Source organism: Halomonas sp. PR-M31 (assembly GCF_001039575.1).
Taxonomy (GTDB): domain Bacteria; phylum Pseudomonadota; class Gammaproteobacteria; order Pseudomonadales; family Halomonadaceae; genus Modicisalibacter.
The window spans coordinates 65,400-86,823 of the sequence record NZ_JIBT01000045.1; the positions used below are offsets into that span (position 1 = coordinate 65,400).

The 21,424-nt window shown below is 57.4% G+C and carries 17 protein-coding genes and 1 pseudogene; 13 read left to right on the forward strand and 5 right to left on the reverse strand.

What is annotated here, in order from left to right:
- The first annotated feature begins 34 nt into the window (after nucleotides 1-34).
- The 6 genes from CH74_RS12955 (at nucleotide 35) to CH74_RS12980 (ending at nucleotide 8,658) form a co-directional block, all read left to right on the forward strand.
- Nucleotides 35-1,222, forward strand: coding sequence for a Bcr/CflA family multidrug efflux MFS transporter (locus CH74_RS12955; RefSeq protein ID WP_048307963.1), 1,188 nt, complete (start codon nucleotides 35-37; stop codon nucleotides 1,220-1,222).
- A gap of 115 nt (nucleotides 1,223-1,337) precedes the next feature.
- On the forward strand, nucleotides 1,338-2,363 hold the full coding sequence (locus tag CH74_RS12960) for a PstS family phosphate ABC transporter substrate-binding protein (RefSeq protein ID WP_048307964.1): 1,026 nt from the start codon (nucleotides 1,338-1,340) through the stop codon (nucleotides 2,361-2,363).
- 21 nt (nucleotides 2,364-2,384) lie between these two features.
- A complete protein-coding gene (gene pstC / locus CH74_RS12965; protein WP_048307991.1) occupies nucleotides 2,385-3,641 on the forward strand; it encodes a phosphate ABC transporter permease subunit PstC in 1,257 nt (418 codons plus the stop codon).
- 19 nt (nucleotides 3,642-3,660) lie between these two features.
- A complete protein-coding gene (pstA, locus tag CH74_RS12970; protein WP_048307965.1) occupies nucleotides 3,661-4,827 on the forward strand; it encodes a phosphate ABC transporter permease PstA in 1,167 nt (388 codons plus the stop codon).
- Between the two features lie 37 nt (nucleotides 4,828-4,864).
- Entirely contained in the window at nucleotides 4,865-5,746 is an 882-nt protein-coding gene (gene pstB, locus CH74_RS12975; protein ID WP_253273064.1) for a phosphate ABC transporter ATP-binding protein PstB, read from the forward strand.
- Nucleotides 5,747-5,883: 137 nt separating this feature from the next.
- Entirely contained in the window at nucleotides 5,884-8,658 is a 2,775-nt protein-coding gene (locus tag CH74_RS12980; RefSeq protein WP_048307966.1) for a hypothetical protein, read from the forward strand.
- Nucleotides 8,659-8,687: 29 nt separating this feature from the next.
- Here the strand turns inward: CH74_RS12980 and CH74_RS12985 are convergent, their stop codons facing one another.
- Nucleotides 8,688-9,875, reverse strand: a complete 1,188-nt coding sequence (locus CH74_RS12985; RefSeq protein ID WP_048307967.1) for an acetyl-CoA C-acyltransferase — start codon at nucleotides 9,873-9,875, stop codon at nucleotides 8,688-8,690.
- 257 nt (nucleotides 9,876-10,132) lie between these two features.
- Here CH74_RS12985 and CH74_RS12990 point away from each other — a divergent pair, with 257 nt between their 5' ends.
- From CH74_RS12990 to CH74_RS13000, 3 genes are read left to right on the forward strand one after another with little or no spacing between them, the layout of a single operon-like run.
- Nucleotides 10,133-11,791 (forward strand): AMP-binding protein, encoded by a 1,659-nt coding sequence (locus CH74_RS12990; RefSeq protein ID WP_048307968.1) that lies wholly within the window; start codon nucleotides 10,133-10,135, stop codon nucleotides 11,789-11,791.
- Entirely contained in the window at nucleotides 11,791-12,552 is a 762-nt protein-coding gene (locus tag CH74_RS12995) for an SDR family NAD(P)-dependent oxidoreductase (RefSeq protein ID WP_048307969.1), read from the forward strand. The genes CH74_RS12990 and CH74_RS12995 overlap by 1 nt, the downstream gene beginning before the upstream one ends.
- Before the next feature lie 45 nt (nucleotides 12,553-12,597).
- Nucleotides 12,598-13,248 (forward strand): LysE family translocator, encoded by a 651-nt coding sequence (locus CH74_RS13000; RefSeq protein ID WP_253273065.1) that lies wholly within the window; start codon nucleotides 12,598-12,600, stop codon nucleotides 13,246-13,248.
- Nucleotides 13,249-13,275: 27 nt separating this feature from the next.
- Here CH74_RS13000 and CH74_RS13005 read toward each other — a convergent pair whose 3' ends face one another.
- Nucleotides 13,276-14,103, reverse strand: a complete 828-nt coding sequence (locus CH74_RS13005) for an AraC family transcriptional regulator (RefSeq protein WP_048307970.1) — start codon at nucleotides 14,101-14,103, stop codon at nucleotides 13,276-13,278.
- Between the two features lie 386 nt (nucleotides 14,104-14,489).
- Between CH74_RS13005 and CH74_RS13010 the strand changes: the two genes are divergently transcribed.
- Nucleotides 14,490-15,575, forward strand: coding sequence for an AI-2E family transporter (locus tag CH74_RS13010; protein ID WP_048307971.1), 1,086 nt, complete (start codon nucleotides 14,490-14,492; stop codon nucleotides 15,573-15,575).
- An 81-nt stretch (nucleotides 15,576-15,656) separates the two neighbouring features.
- Here the strand turns inward: CH74_RS13010 and trxA are convergent, their stop codons facing one another.
- Nucleotides 15,657-15,980, reverse strand: a complete 324-nt coding sequence (trxA, locus tag CH74_RS13015) for a thioredoxin (RefSeq protein WP_048307973.1) — start codon at nucleotides 15,978-15,980, stop codon at nucleotides 15,657-15,659.
- A gap of 276 nt (nucleotides 15,981-16,256) precedes the next feature.
- On the opposite strand from trxA, the gene cysB reads away from it, so the two are divergent.
- The gene (cysB, locus tag CH74_RS13020; protein WP_048307974.1) at nucleotides 16,257-17,228 is read left to right on the forward strand and encodes an HTH-type transcriptional regulator CysB; all 972 of its coding nucleotides are present in this window, start codon (nucleotides 16,257-16,259) and stop codon (nucleotides 17,226-17,228) included.
- A gap of 30 nt (nucleotides 17,229-17,258) precedes the next feature.
- Here cysB and CH74_RS13025 read toward each other — a convergent pair whose 3' ends face one another.
- The gene (locus CH74_RS13025; RefSeq protein ID WP_048307975.1) at nucleotides 17,259-17,879 is read right to left on the reverse strand and encodes a phosphoadenosine phosphosulfate reductase family protein; all 621 of its coding nucleotides are present in this window, start codon (nucleotides 17,877-17,879) and stop codon (nucleotides 17,259-17,261) included.
- Nucleotides 17,880-18,156: 277 nt separating this feature from the next.
- Nucleotides 18,157-19,562: pseudogene (gene pabB, locus CH74_RS13030) on the reverse strand (aminodeoxychorismate synthase component I).
- Between the two features lie 240 nt (nucleotides 19,563-19,802).
- Between pabB and CH74_RS13035 the strand changes: the two are divergent.
- Nucleotides 19,803-20,534, forward strand: coding sequence for a GntR family transcriptional regulator (locus tag CH74_RS13035; RefSeq protein WP_048307976.1), 732 nt, complete (start codon nucleotides 19,803-19,805; stop codon nucleotides 20,532-20,534).
- Nucleotides 20,531-21,412, forward strand: a complete 882-nt coding sequence (gene prpB / locus CH74_RS13040) for a methylisocitrate lyase (RefSeq protein WP_048307977.1) — start codon at nucleotides 20,531-20,533, stop codon at nucleotides 21,410-21,412. Before CH74_RS13035 ends, prpB begins: the two co-directional genes overlap by 4 nt.
- The last annotated feature ends 12 nt before the right edge of the window (nucleotides 21,413-21,424 follow it).

Consider the following 21,424-nt stretch of genomic DNA (forward strand, 5'->3'; position numbering starts at 1 on the left):
TTTGCCATGCTGCTGTCTGCAGCACAGGAGACCCATGACGAAAGTGAATCCTCGGCGTATTGCGCTGCTAGTGGCAGCCAATACCGCCTTGGCCCCTTTTGCCATCGATGCCTATCTGCCGGCGATTCCGGCCCTGGCCGAAGCAGTGAATGCAAGCGTTCATCACACCCAGCTCTCGATCAGCGTTTTTCTAGTGGGGTTCGCACTCGGTCAGCTAGTGTTCGGTCCTCTGTCCGATCGTTTGGGGCGAAGGCCGATACTGTTTGTCGGCATCAGTGTCTTCCTGCTATCCAGTCTGGCGCTCACCCAGGTCGAATCGCTTGAAATGCTGTGGCTTCTGCGGTTCCTACAAGCACTGGGCGGCGGCGCATCCGTGGTCAATTCCGCGGCTATCGTGCGGGACTGTTTCAGCGGACGCGAGGCGGCAAAGGTATTGTCCACCATGGTCATGATCATGCTGTTGGCGCCTTTGATTGCGCCGGCGCTGGGTAGCCTGCTGCTCTATCTGGCGGACTGGTGGCTGATATTCGTCTTTCTTGCGGTCTATGCGGCTTTCGTTCTGTGGCTGTTGGGGCGCTATCTGCCGGAAACGAGAGGCCGCGATCCTAATGCACCGGGATTTCGCCAAGTGCTGAGCAACTATCTTGCGGTGTTGCGTCATCGAGAAGCGATGGGCTACATCAGCGCCGTGGCCATGTCCTTCGCCGGCATGTTCGCCTTCATCACCGGCTCGCCTTTCCTGTACATGGAGTATTTCGGGCTTTCCCCGGCTATTTATCCCTTCGTCTTCGGTGCCAACGTCATCATCATGGCGGGCTCGAACCGGCTCAACATTCGCTTGCTCAGGTATCGCAGTCCTCAACGTAATCTGCTGCTCGGGCTTGGCATACAGCTTGCCAGTGGACTGCTGCTGGTAGCGGTTCTGCTGCTGGGGCTAGGAAGCCTCTATGTGGTGGCCCCGCTGATGATCCTCTTCGTCGGCATGCAGGGGTTGATCAGCCCCAACGCCATGTCCTCGATGCTCGATCATTTTCCCAACATGAGCGCCACCGCCACGGCGCTGCTCGGCAGCATCCAGTTTTCCTGCGGTGCGCTTGCAGGCGTGCTGGTGGGAATCTTCGAGGTCTACAGCGCCTGGCCGGTGGTGCTGGTGATGCTTGGGGCGACGGTGCTGGGCAATCTGGGGGTAAGGGTGCTGTGCGGTAGAGCTCTGCATGCCTAAGTCGTCTTTTGAGCGGGACCTATAGCGTTTTCTGCTTCTGTCATGAGTCTGTCATTTTCGCAAGGCATCCTGTGTCTCGCCAAGGTTGATCACGCTCATCGACAGGAGTCAGCGCATGAATCGCATCCTCAGGACAACCGCTATCGCTACCGCCGTGTTCAGCGTCGCAGGCATTGCCCAAGCGCGGGATCAGGTGCGTATCGTCGGCTCCAGCACCGTCTATCCCTTTGCCAGCTATGTTGCCGAAGAGTTTGGTGCCACCACCGATTACCCGACTCCGGTGATCGAGTCCACAGGCTCTGGCGGGGGCCTAAGGCTGTTCTGCAACGGTGTCGGTGAGGGGGCACCGGATATCGCCAATGCCTCCCGGCGCATGAAAACCTCAGAGTTCGAACGCTGCCAGGAGAACGGCGTGACCGACATCACCGAGGCCAAGATTGGTTATGACGGCATCGCCTTCGCCCAGTCGAGCAGCAACGATGCACTGGACATTACCCTTGAGCAGCTGTTCATGGCCCTGGCCGCCAAGGTGCCCGAAGAGGACGACAAGAGCGGCGGACTGATCGACAATCCCTACAAGAAATGGAGCGATATCGACGCTTCCTTGCCGGATCGTGAGATCGCTGTCTACGGCCCGCCCACTACCTCCGGTACCCGAGACGCCTTCGAGGAGCTGGTTATGGAAGCCGCCTCGGAAAACATGCCAGCCTATGGCGGCGAAGCCTATACCGACATCCGATCCGACGGCGCCTATATCGACGCCGGTGAAAACGATAACTTGATCGTGCGGCGTCTTTCAGAAAATACCGATGCCTTCGGCATCTTTGGCTATTCCTTCCTCGAAGAGAATACCGATAGCCTGAATGGAGCCTCCATCGGTGGCGTAGCCCCTGAACCGGAAGCGATCAGCTCCGGTGAGTATCCAGTATCCCGCTCCATGTTCTTCTACGTAAAGAATCAGCACGCCGATGAAGTGCCGGCGATGTACGAATACGCCAATCTGTTCATGAGCGATCAGATGATTGCTCCCATGGGGTACCTGCAAGGGCTCGGATTGATTCCGCTACCGGACGATGAACGCCAGGCCGAACGCGAGGCGGTAGAAGCCAAGGAAAGACTCGAGCTTTCAGCATTGAAGTAAGCGTCGTTCGAGAGAGCCATGATGCCGATCAATCAAGTTTACCTGTTGTTCTGCGCCGCACTCATTGCTTTAGGAGTGGCCGCCTTTTTCCTGGCCCGGGCTCGGGCCTCCCAGCTGCGTACCCATGGCGCGGCCATGGTTGCACAGCCGGACCAGTATGCCTGGTTTTCGGTCGTGACTACCGCCGGCCCTGCGCTGTTGGTGGCGGCGTTGAGCGCCTTCGTCCTGCTGTTGCTTGGGGCGGACATTCCCACGCTCTATCTGCTGGGGGCCAGTCTGGCAGTAGCCGTCGTCGGCTTGCTGATCGGCCTTTCCCAGGTGCGTCCGGATTTTCATGCGCGTCAGGCCATCGAGAGGGTGATCCGCGGCATTCTGGCAGCGGCGGCAATGGTCTCTATCGTGACAACCCTGGGCATTCTGATCTCGATCGTGTTCGAGGCACTGCGCTTCTTTCAGATGCAGAGTTTCTGGGAGTTCATCACCGGCACCACCTGGGCCCCAGGCAATAGCTTCCTGGCCGCCGCCGGACGTGCCGATGAGGGCGCCAGTGCGGCCCAGTTCGGCTCGGTGCCGCTGTTTGCCGGTACCTTCATCATTACCTTGATTGCCATGCTGGTGGCAATTCCCATCGGCCTCATGGCCGCTATCTACATGGCGGAATTCGCGCCGGCCCAAGTGCGTACCCTGGCCAAGCCGGTGCTGGAAGTGCTCGCGGGAATTCCCACGGTGGTCTACGGCTTTTTTGCCGCTATTACCGTGGCGCCGATCATCGTCGACGCCGCAGGCTTCTTCGGACTGGATGCCTCCTTCAACAATGCCCTGGCTCCGGGCATCGTCATGGGCATCATGATCATTCCGTTCATCTCGTCGCTTTCTGATGACGTCATCAACGCGGTACCGGATAGCATGCGGGAGGGTTCCCTGGCACTCGGCATGACCAAGGCGGAGACCATCATCAGCGTGGTCTTGCCGGTGGCCATTCCTGGCATTATCTCCGCGTCCCTGCTGGCGGTTTCCCGGGCCCTGGGAGAAACCATGATCGTGGTCATGGCCGCGGGTATGCGACCCAACCTGACTGCCAATCCACTTGAGGACATGACCACGGTGACGGTGCGTATCGTGGCCGCCCTGACCGGAGATCAGGAGTTCGAGAGTGCCGAGACCCTCTCTGCGTTTGCCTTGGGACTGGTGCTCTTCGTTGTGACTCTAGCGCTGAACATGGTCTCGGTGATCATGATTCGTCGCTTCCGCGAAAAATATCGCTCTAACGACCTATGATGACGACGAGGATGATCCCATGAGCCAATCCTTCGATGAGATCACCGCTCAGCTCAAGCATCGCCATCGCAGGACGGCTCGACTGAAATGGCTTTCCATGGGGGCGCTGGCGTTGGCGGCGACCTTTCTGGTGGTGTTCATCAGCGACATGCTGGTGAAAGGCTTGCCGGCCTTTCAACAAGCACAGATCCAAGTCGAGGTCACCTACAGCGAGCAGAGCCAGCAGATGCCACCGGCGGCGGTGAACGAGGATGTACGCCGTCTGGTGAGCCGCGGTTTCCTGCGCACCTTACCCATGAGTATGCGGGACAACCCGGATTTGATGGGCACTACCCGCCTGGAGTGGGTGTTGGCGGATAGCGCGGTGGATCAGTATCTCAAGGGCCACCATACGCGACTCAAGGACGATCAGAGGGCCGTCGTCGACGATTTGCTGGCGAAAGGGCAGGTGGCACTCAAGTTCAATACCCGCTTTTTCACTGCCGGTGACTCCAAGATGCCGGAGCTTGCGGGCATTGCCTCCGCAGCTATCGGGACCATCATGACGATGATCGTGACCATGCTGGTATGTTTTCCCATTGGCGTGATGACGGCACTCTATCTCGAGGAGTTCGCCCCGGACAACTGGTTGACCCAGGTCATCGAGATCAACATCAACAACCTAGCGGCAGTGCCGTCGATTTTGTTCGGCCTGCTGGGACTGGCCATCTACATCAACTTCTTTGGCGTGCCACGCTCGACGCCGTTGGTGGGCGGACTAACCCTGGCCTTGATGACGCTCCCGGTGATCATCATTGCCACGCGAACTGCGCTGCGTAGTGTGCCGGACACCATTCGTCAGGCGGCCTTCGGCGTGGGCTGCTCCCGCTGGCAGGTGGTGCGGGATCATGTCCTGCCATTGTCCTTTCCAGGCATTCTCACCGGCTCGATCATCGGTCTGGCCCAGGCCATGGGCGAAACCGCACCGCTGATCATCATCGGCATGGTGGCCTTCATTCCCGATGTTTCGGCTTCTTTTTCTGATGCTGCCACGGTGATGCCGGCGCAGATATTTACCTGGGCCGGAGAGCCGGATCGCGCTTTCACCGAGAAGACCGCCGGGGGCATTCTGGTGCTGCTGGCGGTGCTTATCTCGCTCAATGCCACGGCGGTGTGGATGCGCAAAAAATTTGAACGACGCTGGTAAACACCCTCAATACTCGTGACTTGAACAGGAAATTGTCATGCTCAACGAACAGATTGCCACTCGCGGAACCGAATCCTGGCGACCCTTCATAGAGCCGGCGCTCAAGCCGGCACCGCCAGCGGCCCAGGGAAAACCCGTTGATACCAACGAGGAGGCGGGTCACGAGCTAAGTATTCGCGTGCGCGATCTTAATCTCTGGTATGGCGCCAATCAGGCGCTTAAGAATGTCAACATCGACGTCTATCAGCACAACGTCACCGCGCTGATCGGCCCCTCCGGGTGCGGTAAATCGACCTTTCTGCGCTGTCTCAATCGCATGAACGATCTGATTCGCAGCGTTCGCATCAAAGGGCTCGTCGAGATGGACGGTCGGGATGTCAACGATCCTAGGATGGATGAAATCGCCCTGCGTCGTCGGGTGGGCATGGTGTTCCAGAAGCCCAATCCGTTTCCCAAGTCGATTTACGAGAACATCGCCTATGCGCCGCGTATGCACGATCTGGTGAGTCGCAAGGCGGAACAGGATGAGCTAGTGGAGCAGGCGCTTCGCGACGCTGGGCTGTGGAACGAGGTCAAAGACAAGTTGGCCGAGCCTGGTACCTCGCTCTCCGGTGGACAGCAACAGCGCCTGTGTATCGCCCGGGCCATCGCGGTGAAACCGGATGTGATCCTGATGGACGAGCCGACCTCGGCCCTGGACCCGATTTCAACCGCCACCATCGAAGACCTGATGGACAAGCTCAAACAGCAGTTCACCATCGTCACGGTGACCCACAACATGCAGCAGGCAGCCCGGGTCGCGGACTACACAGCGTTTTTCCACCTGGGTGAGCTGATCGAATACAACGACACCCGCATGATGTTCTCCAACCCTCATACCAAGAAAGCGGAAGACTACATCACCGGGCGCTATGGTTAAGGTTCATCGATGGGAAAAGACGATAGCGAAGGGCGATAGAGGAGTGTGGTTAAGAAGTACGTTAGAAAGTATCGGTATAGAAGAAATAGACAGGGCTTCCGCGCTACATTAGCGAATACGTTGGCCTGGAAGCCCTCATGCAAAACCGCACCATCCCGCCAAGTTTTTTCAAGCGTCGCTGGCTGCGCTGGCTGGTCGGTGTTATTGGCGTGATATCGCTTCTGATCATTGGCTATCTAGCTGGCCTGCAGTGGCTATTCAACAGCGGCTGGCTGCAGCAGCGCTTGTCCCAGCTGCCCGGTGTAACGGTCAGCTGGAGCAGTGCGAACACGCCCTCCTTCGATCGTCTCAACGTGCAGGATCTGATAATTCAGCGTGCCGACGAGAACCTGGTTATCGCCCTCGAGGTGGATCAGGCGCGGCTGCATATTTCCTGGTGGTCGTTGCTTTTTCGTCGCCTGGATATTCATTCCCTCGAAGCCGAGGGGCTGCGCGCGTTGAAAGTGAATGAGTACCGCCTGGCGGCAAGCGCAACCAGCAGGGTACGTCTTGATGAGTTGGTCCTGGACGAGCAATCCCTGGGCGTCACTTCCCTCACGCTGGCGTTGGAAGAAGCGCTCGTCCAGCGTCAGGAAAACCCGGACACGTATCAAACTCTGGCCCGGGATATCCGACTGCAGGGCGAGTTTTTCCTGGAAACATTTCATCCCGCTCAAGCGCCGGGTTTGGAAGCCTTAGCATTTCTCTCTGGTGATACGAGTCTCGCTGCCCAGGCAGATGCCTGGGACGTGTTCAATCCCTATCTGCGCGCGCTCGAGGGGTTGCGTCTGGAGGGGAAAGGGGGATTGCAAGGGCGGCTTGCCATCGAAAAAGGCGTGCTGCAGCCTGGCAGCGAACTGACTCTGATATCGCCTCAACTGGCGGTCGTGCTTGATGAAGCGGCGCTATTGGCGGCAAGCGATAGCTCCGAAAACGTCAGCCCCGAAAACGCCAGGGGGCGACGTTACCGACTGGAAGGAAAGGGCCGAATAAGCGCCCGGGTGGACGTCCAAGACGAGGCGCAAGAAGGCGTCGTCGCCACTAGAATGGCACTCGTGCTGGACGACATGCAGATGCGCGAACCTCTGGAAGAACCTGCCGGGAACGAACCGCCTTTGTTGACCAGTGAACGGTTTCGTTTGAATGTCGATTTGCCCCGGCTCGACCTGACCTCACCGCCTCGGAAGCCGGATAGCGCGGCGCTGATCTGGCAAGGCGCCAGGCTGCCGGACGTGGCGGTGCTGGCACGTTTTCTACCACAAGATCTGCCTTTTAACCTGCACGGAGGCAAGGCCGGACTCGATGGTCGCCTCGGTTATCGCGAAGGACGGCTCGAGGGCCATTTCGATTTGCGCGGCAATCGCGTGGATCTGACCCTGCTGGATAACCGTGTAACCAGCGAGCTTGGGCTTGACCTGAAACTGAAGGAATTTGATCTGGATCAGCGCCGGCTGGATCTTTCCGGCACACGGCTGCGGGCCAGTGCGCGAAATCCGGGGGATAGCACGCCGCTTGAAACCGAGCTGCTGCTTCGAGAGGCGCGTTTGGCCCTTGATAAATCCTCGAACGCTGATGTATCGAGCACTGCATCGTCGTTATCTTCCGGCAGGATGCTCGTTCAGGGGCGGGCGGCGGAGCTAAGCTTTCTCAATCGATTCCTGCCGGAGACCCATAGCCTGGCAATGCACGGAAACGGCCTGCTGGAAGCGGAGCTGGTCTGGCAAGGGGGGACCTTGTTGCCGGGTAGCCGTCTTTGGGTAAGCGCTGCCCCGATGGAGCTGCGCTTTCTGGATTACGAAGCCTCCGGCAATGGTCGTCTGGACGCCAGCATCGACAAAGCCTCTCGCAACGTCGATATCCGCGTCTCCTTGCCGGCCTTCGAGCTGAGACGACAGCAGGAAAGCGCCAGCCATGTAAGCGGTCGCTATCTGCTGGTAGAGGCAACACTGCCGGCGGCGGTGCTGAACGGCACCACGCCGGCGCTGGTGGATCAAACAACACGGATCAGCCTGCCCCAGATCGATATTCCGGCGCTGAGCCTTTACAACGCTTATTTACCAAAAGATGCCGGGATCGAACTGCTGTCCGGTCAGGCGAGCTTGGAATCCTATTTGAATCTGCAAGGCTATCAGGCCCAGGGAAGCCTGATCCTGAAGGCCCGGGAGACAGCGCTTATGATGGGTGATCAGCGCCTGCACGGGAACTTGTCTCTTGATGTTCAGCTGGCGGACGGGGATCTACGGCAAAGACGCTTCGATGTCTCCGGCTCGACGCTCAGGCTCGACAATCTGTCGCGACAAGGAGAGGGGCTTGCCTCCAAGCGAGGAGGAAATGGCTGGTGGATGGAGCTTGGAATCGACGAAGGGCAGCTTGTCTGGGCGCAACCCTTGAATCTGGACGCTCGGCTGGCACTGCGCATGCGCGACAGCGGCTTTCCCCTGCGCACCTTGTTGAAAGACGTACGCCAGCGGCAGTGGTTGAGCCGACTGCTGAACGTTCAGAACATTCGCGGACGCGCGCGTCTCAAGCTACTTGATGCAGGGCTGGCGCTGCGGGATGCGCGCCTTGCCGGTCAGGAGCTGGAGATACTTGCGGATCTGGTGCGCCGGGACAAGACCTTGGATGGTGCACTGTATGCCCGCTATGCGGCGCTGGGTCTTGGCATCGAAATAGACGCTGGCCAGACCCGGTTGCATCTGCTCAGGCCGCGACGCTGGTACGAGCAGGCGCGCCACTTGCCGGCGATCGAAGAATCGCCGCTGCAAGAACCAATACAGATAGAGCCGGTGCGCGACGAGCCAGCAAAAGAGAAACCGGAAAAAAACGATTGGTATCGAGCGGTTCCTCTTTCGCCAGCAACAAGCCGTCCCTGACGATCATATGGCCGTTATGGTGCTGAAGATCAGTCGATCAGCTCAACCGCTACTGCGGTCGCTTCGCCGCCACCGATGCACAGACTCGCGATACCGCGCTTGCCGCCACGCTGGCGCAGGGCGTTGATCAGGGTGACGATGATCCGGGAGCCGGTGGAGCCGATCGGATGACCCTGGGCACAGGCGCCGCCGAACACATTGACCTTGTCATGAGGGATGTTGTGATCGTCCATGGCCATCAGCGTGACCACGGCGAAGGCTTCGTTGATCTCGAACAGATCGACATCGCTTGCCTGCCAGTCAAGCTTTTTCAGCAGCTTGTCGATGGCGCCCACCGGGGCAATGGTGAATTCGCTCGGGTGCTGGGAGTGGGTGCTATGGCCGAGGATACGGGCGATGGGTTTGGCGCTGTGGCGCTCGGCGGCCTCACTGCTTGCCAGGATCAGGGCCGAGGCGCCATCGGAAATGGAGCTTGCGTTGGCGGCGGTGATGGTGCCGTCCTTGGCGAAGGCCGGGCGCAGACCACGAATCTTGTCGAGTTTGGCCTGGAAGGGCTGTTCGTCATGTTCGACAACGCTCTCGCCTTTACGGCTGGTGACCGTTACCGGCACCATTTCGCCACTCAGCTCGCCTTTTTCGTGAGCCGCCATGGCTCGCTCTAGGGATGCGATGGCGAAGTCGTCCATGCGTTCCCGGGAATAGCCGCGCTCGTCCGCGACCTGCTGGGCAAAGGCGCCCATCAGCTTGCCGGTTTCCGCATCCTCCAGACCATCGAGAAACATGTGATCCTTGAGTTCGCCGTGACCGAGACGATAGCCGCTGCGAGCCTTGGTCAGCACATGGGGCGCGTTGGACATCGACTCCATGCCCCCGGCCAGCAGGATGCTGCCGCTGCCGGCGCGAATCAGATCGTGGGCCATCATGGCCGCTTTCATGCCGGAGCCGCACAGCTTGTTGATGGTGGTGGCGCCGATGCTATCTGGAATACCGGCCTTGCGCATGGCCTGGCGTCCGGGTCCTTGTTTGACCCCGCCGGGCAGCACGCAGCCGATGATACCTTCGTCGATGCTGCCCGCATCAATGCCGGCACGCTCGATGGCGGCGCGAATGGCGGCGGCTCCAAGTTCCGGGGCGGTAAGACTGGACAGGCTGCCGAGCATGCCCCCCATGGGCGTGCGAGCGCCTGAAAGAATCACGACATCGGAAGAGGCGGTCATGGTGTTCTCCTTGAAAATATGAGCGGAAGAGCAATCTTGGATTGACTAGAGGCTAGCACTGTCTTTAGTGAACCCTCCCTGAGAGTCTTTCGCAATGGCTTACGGTGTCGTTTATCCCTTGGTCTAAAGACGCGATGGCGGTGTTCGCTTGTGCCTTTGCAACACTCTGACTAGGGTTTATCGAAACACCCGGTATAGGCAAGTCACAGTCAACATGAGTTGACGTTTACGTTAACGAAAAAATGGGAAGGCAGACAATGACAACGGCACTTGAGGATTACGCATCCTATATCGATCATTTTTCCATCGAAGAGACAGTGGCCCGGTTGGATGATCACCGCGACGGCCAACTTAACGCCTTCGAGGCCTGCTGCGCTCGCCATTTGCGCGAAGGCAATGGCGAACGTATCGCTCTGGTACATGAAGACACCCAGGGTGAGGTAACCCGCTTGAGCTATGCGGAGCTTGAGCAGGCCAGCGCCCGCCTGGCAGGGTGGCTGCAGTCGGCGGGGCTTGGGGCTGGGGATCGTATTGCCTGCATGCTGCCGCGAACGCCTGAGCTGATGATCGCGGTGCTAGCAACCTGGCGCATCGGCGCCGTCTATCAGCCCTTGTTCACCGCTTTCGGCCCTGATGCGGTGGATTTTCGCTTGGCTCGCGCGGATGCGCGGCTCGTGATTACGGACCAAACCAACCGACATAAATTCGATGATCTCAGCCAGTGCCCGCCGGTGCTGTGTATTGATGGCGCAGATAAAGAGCACAATGAGGATCTCGATTGGAAGGCTGCCATCGCGCACCCGGCTATCGAAACGGAGTCGCCACGGCTCGACCCCCGCGCGCCTTTCTTGCAGATGTTCACTTCCGGTACCGTGGGCAAGCCCAAGGGGGTGGCGGTGCCCTTGTCGGCGCTATCTGCCTTTGCTCTTTATATGGAATTGGCCATCGACCTGCGGGTGGAGGATCGCTTCTGGAACATGGCCGACCCTGGCTGGGCCTATGGGCTTTATTACGCAATTACCGGCCCACTGTTGCTGGGTGCCACCACCCATTTCTGCGAGGCGGCCTTCGATGCCCAGGGGGCGCTTGATTTCATGATCAAGCATGAGATCACCAACTTCGCTGCCGCGCCGACCGCCTATCGGTTGATGAAGTCTTCGGGTCTGTTCGACGAGGTGAAAGACAAACTTTCATTGCGAGTCGCGAGCTCCGCCGGCGAACCCTTGAACACCGAGGTGGTGAGCTGGGTCGAGCGTGCGCTGGGCTGCAAGGTGATGGATCATTACGGTCAGACCGAAACCGGCATGGCCTGCTGCAATCATCATGCTCTGGATCACCCCAAGCCGGTAGGCGGCATGGGCATGCCCTTGCCCGGTTATCGTCTGGCAGTATTGGACGCGGAATACAACGAGCTCCCCGTCGGTGAGCCCGGCGTGCTGGGGGTGGATATCGCCGCCTCACCGGCGCACTTCTTTCCCGGCTATACCTGGCAGGAGAAGGAGCCTTTTGCCGAAGGGTATTATCTGACCGGCGACGTGGTGGTACGCGAGGCCGACGGTACCTTCTGCTTTGCCGGCCGCAATGACGACATCATCACCACCTCTGGCTATCGGGTCGGGCCGACGGACGTGGAAAACACCGTCATGACCCATCCCGCCGTGGCAGAGTCCGCGGCAGTGGGCAAGCCGGATTCGATTCGTGGTGAAGTGATCAAGTCCTATGTGGTGCTCCGCGATGGCTTCGAGCCAAGTGACGCCCTGGCAGACGAGATTCGCCAGCGAGTGAAGGATCGCCTGTCGTCTCATGCCTATCCACGGGAGATCGAGTTCGTCGAGACCCTGCCCAAAACCCCCAGCGGCAAGATCCAGCGCTTCAAGCTGCGCGCTGAAGCCGCTGACAATCAGGAGACACCGTAATGCAATTGCAAGATCACAACTTTTTGATCACAGGGGCCGCCTCCGGGCTGGGTGCCGCCACTGCGGAGCGTTTGATAGCAGGAGGCGCCAAGGTGGTGCTGTGTGATTTGAGCGACGCCGTCGAGGCTGTCGCGTCACGCTTAGGAGACTCGGCAATAGCCTGCCAAGGCGATATCACAAGTTCTGATGATATGCAGGCCGCCGTGGATCATGCTTTGGATCTAGGCGGACTGCACGGCGTGGTGCACTGTGCGGGTGTGGTCAGCGTGGCCAAGCTGCTCGATCGTGAAGGCAACCCTGCCGATCTCGACGCCTTTGCGAAAACGGTTCATATCAATTTGATTGGCACCTTCAACGTGCTGCGTCTGGCCGCCGCCGCAATGGCCAGGAACTCCTCGGAAGGCGATGACGGGGAGCGTGGCGTGATCATCGATACCGCCTCGATTGCCGCCTTCGACGGCCAGGTAGGGCAAGCGGCCTACAGCGCCTCCAAGGCCGGCGTTGCCGGTATGACCCTGCCGCTGGCTCGCGAGCTTTCGCGCCAGGGTATACGAGTAATGACCATCGCCCCGGGAGTATTCGAAACGCCGATGATGAGCGGTATTCCCGAGGATGCAGTGGCAGCGCTTTCTTCGGCGGTACCCTTTCCCAAGCGACTGGGGAAGGCGACGGAATACGCGGCGCTAGCAGAGCAGATCCTGACCAACAGCATGCTCAACGGCGAGGTGATTCGTCTGGATGGCGGTATTCGCATGCAGTAATACCCACTTTTGTACAAATGCGCATTTTGTTCAATACGACCCCGGGTGGATCGCGCTATTTATCTTGTTTATCTAGCGTTCGATCTACCCGAGGTGCGATATGACAGCGAGTCTTTTTCTTTCCATGGCCGCTTTTGCCCTAGCGGCCTCGATTTCTCCCGGACCGGTGAATATCGTCGCCTTGAGCTGCGGCGCCAGTATGGTTTTCGCCCCAGCTTGCGACACGTTACCGGGGCGACCCTGGGGTTTACCTTGCTACTCTTGTTGATCGGGCTGGGGATGCACGAACTGCTTCATCGATGGCCCTATTTCACGACGCTCATCCAAGGAGCCGGGGTGGCGTTTCTACTCTTCATGGCCTATAAGCTCGCCATGGACGATGGACGATTAGGTGCCGATCGTAGCACTGCACTTGGCCCTTCGATGGTCAAGGGTGCGATGATGCAGTGGCTGAATCCAAAGGCGTGGCTGGCATCGATTGCGGGCATGGGCGCCTATGCTGCAGATGGCGCCGGCAGTCTGCTATGGCAGTTCACCGCTCTTTATTTCGTGATTTGCTATCTTTCGATCGGCTGCTGGGCCTTTACCGGAACCTTCCTGGGACGCTTTTTGCAGAACTCCCGTCAGATGCGGCGTTTCAATCGTCTGATGGCGGTCTTGTTGGCTTCCAGTGCGCTCTACCTTCTTTGGCTATAGGCGATGACGGTCAATCATTATGGGCAATCAAAGCGCAGCCATGTATTGTCGAGGGGTGGCCGCGACAAGACGTTTGAAGGTGCGCTGAAAATGTGCCTGATCTGCAAAGCCCGCGTCCAGCGCCACCTCTGCGATACCGTGTCCGCGCTTGAGTCGTGCCTGGCTGTATTGCACACGCCGATTGATCAGATAAGCGTGGGGTGGCATGCCATAGCGACGTTTGAAGGCGCGAATCAGCTGTGACGAGGACATCTCGGAGGCATCGGCAATCATCTCGAGAGTCAGGGCCCTAAGGCAGTGTTCGGAAATGAATTCGGCGGCGCGGCTGATTTTGTGGTTCTCGGGCCAGGCAATGATCGATGCGGAATCTGATCGCTGCTGAAGCATCGAGAAAAACTCGATCGCGGTGCTGTGCTTGTGCAACGTATCACTGTCTGGATCGATAAGCGTTGCATAAAGATGATTCAAGCCGCGATAGAGTAGCGGATCTCGGGTCACCACTGCCGAGAAAGGCTGAAAATCTCTGCTGGAGCTGAACCCCAGGGCATGTTGAAGATCACCGAGCCAGGAGGCGTCCACATAGAACATGCGATATGACCAAGGGTGGTCTTCGATGGGATTGCAGGCATGAACCTCTTCGGGATTCATCAGTACAACCGAGCCTTCGGCAACCGCTTGTCGTGTGCTCCCATTCAGATAGGTGCTGTGTCCAGCAGTGATGACACCGATAGAAAACGTTGCGTGGGTATGTTTGTCGTAGCACACCCGGCGCCCATCCTGCACGCCCCGGGCCTCAAGAAAGGGTAGGTCGTCGTCCCGCCAGAAACGGATGTCCGCAGCGTTTGCGTTCTTCACTCTATTTTCCCCTCTAACCAATATCAGTCAGCATAGCGTTGGCGTAGCAAACTACCTAATTTGAACGACCGCTAACCGCTATGCCTATCACCGAGGAGTGCCCGACAAGAAAGTTTGTCGAGCCTTTTGCCAGACTCAACGCCGAGTAGGGGAAGCTGATCATGACAATAGGTATGAAGGTCATGAACGATCGTGATGAAGTCGGAGCCGTCAGCGTTGATAGCGTTACCTGTAGAGAGTTTCAGGCTCGGTTTCCAGATATAGTATTCTTGGGCAAGACGCTGCAAAGGTGGGTAAAAACCCACCTTTTTTGTCCGTATTCGATAAATTGTAACGGCAACGTCTTGTCATCATGATAATGAAAACACAATGCCAGGAAGGCCCTCATGGAAAACGATGAAGAAGAAGCCAGCAAACGAGATATTCCGCTCAATCTGTTATTGGGATTGGCATCACTGGTTGTGATCATTGCCGGCATAAAATTGGGTTCCGACATCTTGGTGCCGCTGATTCTATCCCTGTTTATTGCCGTTATTTGCAATGCGCCTGTCGAATGGCTGAATAAAAAGGGGGTGAGCAAGCAGCTCTCGGTGCTGATTACCCTAGTGATATTAGGTCTGTTCGTGCTGCTGTTGAGCGTACTGTTGGCAGGCAGCATGGCCGGCTTCATGCAAGCAATCCCAGAGTTCAAAAAGGAACTGGTAGCGCAATACTATCTCTTTATTGGCTGGGCCCCGGCGCTAGGGGGGTATCTTCAGCCGGAGAGTATTTCCAACTGGCTCGATTTTTCAACGCTTTCCCAGTTCGTGCCCTCCTTGCTGGAGAGCATCGGTACGTTACTGTCTCAGAGCATACTGATCATTCTGCTGGTAGGGTTCATGCTTTTTGAGACATTGAGTTTTCGCGCCAAGATTGGCGTTGCTCTGGAAAACCCGGCACCCAGTCTACGCAGGTTCAATGAGTTTAGTTACAACCTGCGTCACTACCTGGGGATCAAGACGTTAGTTAGTCTTGTCACTGCTGTCTTGGTCTTCATCGCCTGCTGGGCTACCGGCTCAAGCTTTCCTCTGCTGTTCGCTTCAATGGCATTTCTGCTCAACTTCATTCCCAATATAGGCTCCGCACTGGCCGCCATCCCGGCAGTACTGCTCATGCTGGTATCGCCGGAAGGAGGCCCTATACAAGCAGGCCTATTGGCACTGTGCTATCTATTCATCAATTTCGTGATAGGCAATCTGATCGAACCCCGCGTCATGGGCCAGACATTGGGACTGTCGACCCTGGCGGCGTTCATGTCGCTGGTGGTATGGGGTTGGATACTAGGGCCGATCGGCATGCTGCTGGCGGTGCCCTTAACCATGACACTGAAAATCGCCCTCAACAGCCACCCAAGCACTGTCTGGTTAGCCAAGATGATGGGCGGAAAGGTCGGGCGTAGACGGCGTGATAGGAAAAAATCCGCTCATGTATAATGCTAAGTGATGTCTTCTCTGAATGGTAAAACGCCCTGTCGAGACAGGGCGTTTTGCTGAAGTGAGTCTATCAAGGACTATTCAAGCATTTTGTTCGATGAACTGGGACAGCTGAGACTTGGACTGAGCGCCCACCAGTGAGGCAACCTTGGCACCGGATTTGAACAGCATGACCGTAGGAACGCCGCGGACACCGTGCTCCGCAGCGATTTCCGGCGCATCGTCTACGTTGACGCTGACGACTTTGATCTGCTCCTTCTTTTCGTCGGCAACTTCCTCAACCACCGGCGCCATCATCTTGCACGGCCCACACCAAGGCGCCCAGAACTTCAACAAGACCGGTGTCTCGGCATTGAGCACTTCCTGCTCGAAGTTAGTGGCGGTGACATCGATGTTATTAGCCATGAAACTCTCCAAATTGCGTGTGCCGTCATTAGCGGAATAATTAGATGGTAGCGCTCGACCAGACAGCTGGCAAATGAGCTTAATTACAATTACCGATAGGCGCGAGCTATGAAGAAGTTCAGTGCAACGCTGCGCTTGCTCTGATCATACGAGCGAACTATCATGATTGATATACTTTAAAGTGATTAGAAAATACAGTCTTTATCGCTTTGAGCTATTACGTATGAGCAGGTGCAATCGAGCTCTGCCAAGCCCCGAGTTGGAGATATCTCTGGTATGAAGCTGCAACAGTTACGCTACATCTGGGAAGTCAGTCGACATAACCTGAATGTTTCAGCCACTGCACAAAGCTTATTCACCTCTCAGCCGGGGATATCCAAGCAGATACGTCTTCTTGAGGACGAGCTGGGTATCGAGATCTTCGCGCGCAGCGGAAAACACCTTACTCGTATCACCCCTGCTGGACAATCGATCGTCGATCTGGCGGGTGAAGTGCTTAGAACCGTCGGGATCATCAAAGAGGTGGCGCAAGAGCACAGCAACGAGCGATGCGGCAATCTTTCCATTGCCACCACCCATACCCAGGCGCGCTACGCATTGCCGCCCTTGATCAGCGAGTTTACTCGCAAATATCCTGACGTAGCGCTTCATATGCAGCAGGGGACCCCTAAACAGATCGCTCAGATGGTATGTGAAGGCCAGGCGGATTTTGCCATTTGTACCGAGGCCTTGGAGCTATTCACCGATCTGATTCTATTGCCTTGTTATCGCTGGAATCGCTGTATCTTGGTCCCCAAGGACCATCCCTTGACCCAGGTCGACAAGTTGACCCTCGAAGTACTGGCAGAGTACCCCCTGGTGACCTATGTCTTCGGATTCACTGGCCGTTCCCAACTGGATGACGCGTTTCGCAACGGTGGGTTGAAACCCAACGTGGTGTTGACCGCAGCTGACGCGGACGTGATCAAGACCTATGTGCGTCTGGGGCTGGGGATCGGTATCGTCGCCCATATGGCGGTGGACTCAGAGCTCGACAGTGATCTGGTACCCCTTGATGCTAGCCATCTTTTTGAAAGCTCAACCACCAAGATCGGTATAAGACGGGGTACCTTCATGCGCGGCTACATGTACGATTTCGTTCAGCGCTTTGCGCCTCATCTCGATCGCGACACCGTCGATGCTGCCATGGCGGCAGGGCCGCGCAGCGAAGATTCCTTATTCAAGAATGTGGAGCTACCGGTTCGCTAGTTCACTATCTAGGCACTATCTGAAGACTGCCTAGTGCTGTAGATGCAGCCCGCATTCCCGCTTTTCCTCCACCTTGGTGGGATCGAAATAGTCGAAATTGTTGGGCAGATCCCACTGTTGCAGATACTGATGCATGTCGCGGGCGCTCCAATGCAGTAGCGGAGCGATCTTGAGCAATCCATCGGCGTTTACCGAGACTGGCTGCATCTGTGCCCGCTGCGGCGAATCTTCGGCGCGCAGGGCGGTAAACCATACTTGAGGCGCTATTTCGCGTAAGGCTCGCTCGAAGGGTTCAAGCTTCACTTCCTCGGTGAAGCTTGCGTGCCGAGGGTCGTCTATCGAGGGAGTCGCACCTTCGAGGGCTTCGCGATGAGCGCGAGAGCGCCGCGGGTGATAGGTGTGCAGGTTTAGCGCTAAACCTTGAGAGAGAGCATCAGCAAAACGATAGGTTGCCTCGGTGTTATAGCCTGAATCCATCCACAGAACAGGAATATCGGGCTTCATGCGAGTCACCATGTGCAACAGTACTGCTTCGAAAGGGCGAAAATTAGTAGTGCAAATGGCGCGTTTGTCCAGACTTAATGCCCAGTGAACGAGTCCTTCCGGATTCTCGTTGAATTGCGCGTTTAGGGCATCAATATCCAGATCCATACAACTCTCCTGAAAGCCGCGGTGCGATGACTGCGGAGGGGGGATTGGTGAAGTAAACAAAAGAGTACTGCCATGAGGGTACTGCCATGAACGATTGCAAGTACTTTGCAGGCAAAGCTTAGCAAAAGTAGCCCCTAGCGCCCCAATATTGTTTGGTTAGATGCTTAGATACTCAGATGACGTATAGCGGCCAGTGGTGTAATTCCGAGTGAAGCGTTTTTGGATCATTCTGAGTAAGCATGGAGGGCTAATATCCACAACGAAAAATGCTTGGGAGCTAGGGTGCCTGGTAGAAGGAAATGTGGTGGGCATCCCGGCTTTCTCGAGCATTCGGGTCATTATTAGCCAAGGCGTCCATCAGTCGGCCGATCTTGTGAAGGGTTTCGCAGTACTCGGCTTCTTCATTGGAGTCCGCGACCAGCCCACCGCCGCCCCACAGGTGCAAACGGCCAGCATCCGCCAGGACCGTGCGAATTGCGATCGAGGTATCCATGTGGCCACGAATGTCGATGTAGCCCAGGCTGCCGCAATACACGCTGCGATGACTGGGTTCCAGTTCCTCGATGATCTGCATGGCGCGGACCTTGGGCGCGCCGGTAATCGAGCCCCCGGGGAAGGCAGCGGCCAGCAGGTTCAATGGCGTTTGGCCCTGGTCCAGCTCGCCGGTCACTACGCTGACCAGATGATGCACGTTGGCGTAGCTTTCCAATTGACACAGCTTGGGTACTCGCACGCTACCTGGTCGACATACTCGGCCTAAATCATTGCGCAGCAGATCGACGATCATGATGTTTTCGGCGCGATCCTTGGGGCTTTGCACCAGCTCTTCCGCGTAGGCTCGGTCCATTTCCAAGGTTGCTCCCCGGGGGCGGGTACCTTGATGGGGCGGGTTTCCACGCGGTCGCCACGAACCTCGATGAAGCGCTCAGGAGATAGCGACATGACCGCCTTGCCCTGCCAGGCCATATAGCCGCCGAAGGGCGTCGGAGTTGCCTGGCGCAGCAAGCAATATGCCTGCCAGGGATCGCCTTCGTAACCGGCGCTGAAGCGCTGGGCTAGATTGATCTGGTAGCAGTCTCCGGCCTGCAGGTACCGCTGAACATCGCGAAACCGTTGACCATAGCCTGCACGATCCATTTCCGCGGAGAAGGGGCTCGTAAGGGCAAACGGGTCGGTAGGAGCAGGCGTGTGGTCCAGCCACGCCTGAACCTGCTCACCTCGCTCGGCGGTAGCGACCAGCCAGGTCTGGCGCTGTTCATGATCCTGGATCACAGCCCAGTCATAAAGACCCAGACGACTGCATGGCAGGGTAACGACATCCCGGCATTGCTCTGGCGAACCTTTAATTCCCCGTCCAAGGTCATACCCCCAGTAACCGATCAATCCGCCAAGAAACGGTAGTTCACTATCCGGTATGTCAAGAGCGAGGGTATCAAGCAGAGCTTGCTGCGCAGCGAAGGGCGCGGCCGGTAATGCAATGTCCGCATCACAGTGCACCTGGCCCTGCTGATCGCTCGTGAGAACGGCGCAGGGGTCGCTGGAGAGAATGTCATATCGCCCCCCCGGCGCCTCGGGGCGGCCACTATCGAGAAGCACGGCGCCTGGACGTTGGCGTAGACGAGCAAAGAGCGTCAGCGGATTGTGATGATAAGGCAGCGGCGTGATGAGCAGCCGTGGTTTCATGCGGTGGTTCCCTTTGGCAAGGCATCCATTCTAGGCATCCTTGATCAATTTGTCCTGTTGCGACGTGCAAATGGAATGCCTGGGGTTACTGATGGTACTGTTGATTCATTGTCGACAATGTGAGCGGTGATCCAAAGGAAAGTTACACTAATGTCTATGAATAAACCTGACCACTAGCCTATTGACCCATGCCGGCAGGGTGGCTAGAGTTCATGAACATCATAATTGTCGACAATCGCAATGAATCTGACCATCGAAAACAGTGACGCGCCGGAAGTTCGTACCCTTGCGGAGCGTGTTTTCAATCAGCTACAGGACGCGATCGTTCGCGGTGAACTGGCGCCGGGCGCAAAGATCACCGAGCCCGGTCTCTCAAAAGTTTATGGTATTTCTCGCGGCCCATTGCGGGAGGCCATGCGCCGTCTCGAGACGCACCGGTTGATCGAGCGGGTGCCTCACGTCGGGGCTCGGGTGGTCAAGCTCTCGATGCAGGAGTTGATCGAGCTGTTCGATGTGCGCGAGGCGCTGGAAAGTATGGCGGCAAGATTGGCGGCTCGCCATATGACCGCAGAAGAGATTGCCGGATTGCGCAAGGTTCTGGCGGTACATGAAGGACAAGCGGATCTCAAGAGTGGCGAGGCCTATTATCAGCGCGAGGGCGATCTCGATTTTCACTATCGCATCGTGCTGGGCAGTCACAATCGCATGCTGACCACAATTCTTTGCGACGACCTTTACTACCTGGTAAGGCTTTACCGCACCCAGTTCAGCGCCAGCGGCACGCGCCCGCAGCGGGCCTTCGTTGAACACCATCGTATCGTCGATGCCATCGAAGCCGGTGATGAGGAGCTGTCCGAGTTGCTCATGCGACGCCATATCAGCGCCTCTCGCGAGAACGTCGCCAATCGCTATGCCATCGTGTTACAGCAGGAAAAGAGTTCCACGCCTTCACCCCAGAGGATTCCCTCATGAGTACACCCGGAACGCGCTTTCGCAGCGCTCTCGAAGCCAACCGTCCGCTCTCCATCGTCGGCACCATCAACGCCTACACCGCCCTCATGGCGAAGAAGGTCGGCCATCAGGCGATCTATCTCTCCGGTGGCGGGGTAGCCAACGCCTCCTTTGGGCTGCCGGATCTGGGCATGACTACCATGAACGATGTCGTGGAAGACGCCCGGCGCATCACTGCCGCCACGGATCTGCCGCTGCTGGTGGATATCGATACCGGGTGGGGCGGTGCCTTCAACGTGGCGCGCACCATTCGAGAAATGGAGCGTGCCGGGGTGGCGGCGGTGCATCTTGAAGATCAGGTGGCTCAGAAGCGCTGCGGCCATCGTCCCAACAAGGAGATCGTTTCCAAGGAGGAGATGGTCGATCGTGTCAAAGCCGCTGCGGATGCCAAGCAGGATCCAGCCTTTTACCTCATTGCTCGCACGGATGCCTTTCAGAAAGAAGGGCTCGAGGCGGCCATCGATCGGGCCAATGCCTGCATCGAAGCCGGTGCGGACGCTATATTTGCCGAAGCGGTACACACCCTGGATGACTATCGCGCCTTCTGTGAGGGAGTGAGCGCACCAATACTTGCCAATATCACCGAATTTGGCGCCACGCCGCTGTTCACCCAGCAGGAGTTGGATGATGTCGGCTGTCGCATGGTGCTCTATCCGCTGTCGGCCTTTCGCGCCATGAACGCCGCCGCCTTAAAGGTCTATCGCAATATCCACGAAAAAGGCGATCAGAAGGACGTGGTGGATCTCATGCAGACCCGGGACGAGCTTTACGATTTCCTCGACTATCATGCATTCGAACGCAAGCTGGATGAGCTGTTCACCGGTAAGGGCAACGGCTAAATAACGCAATAC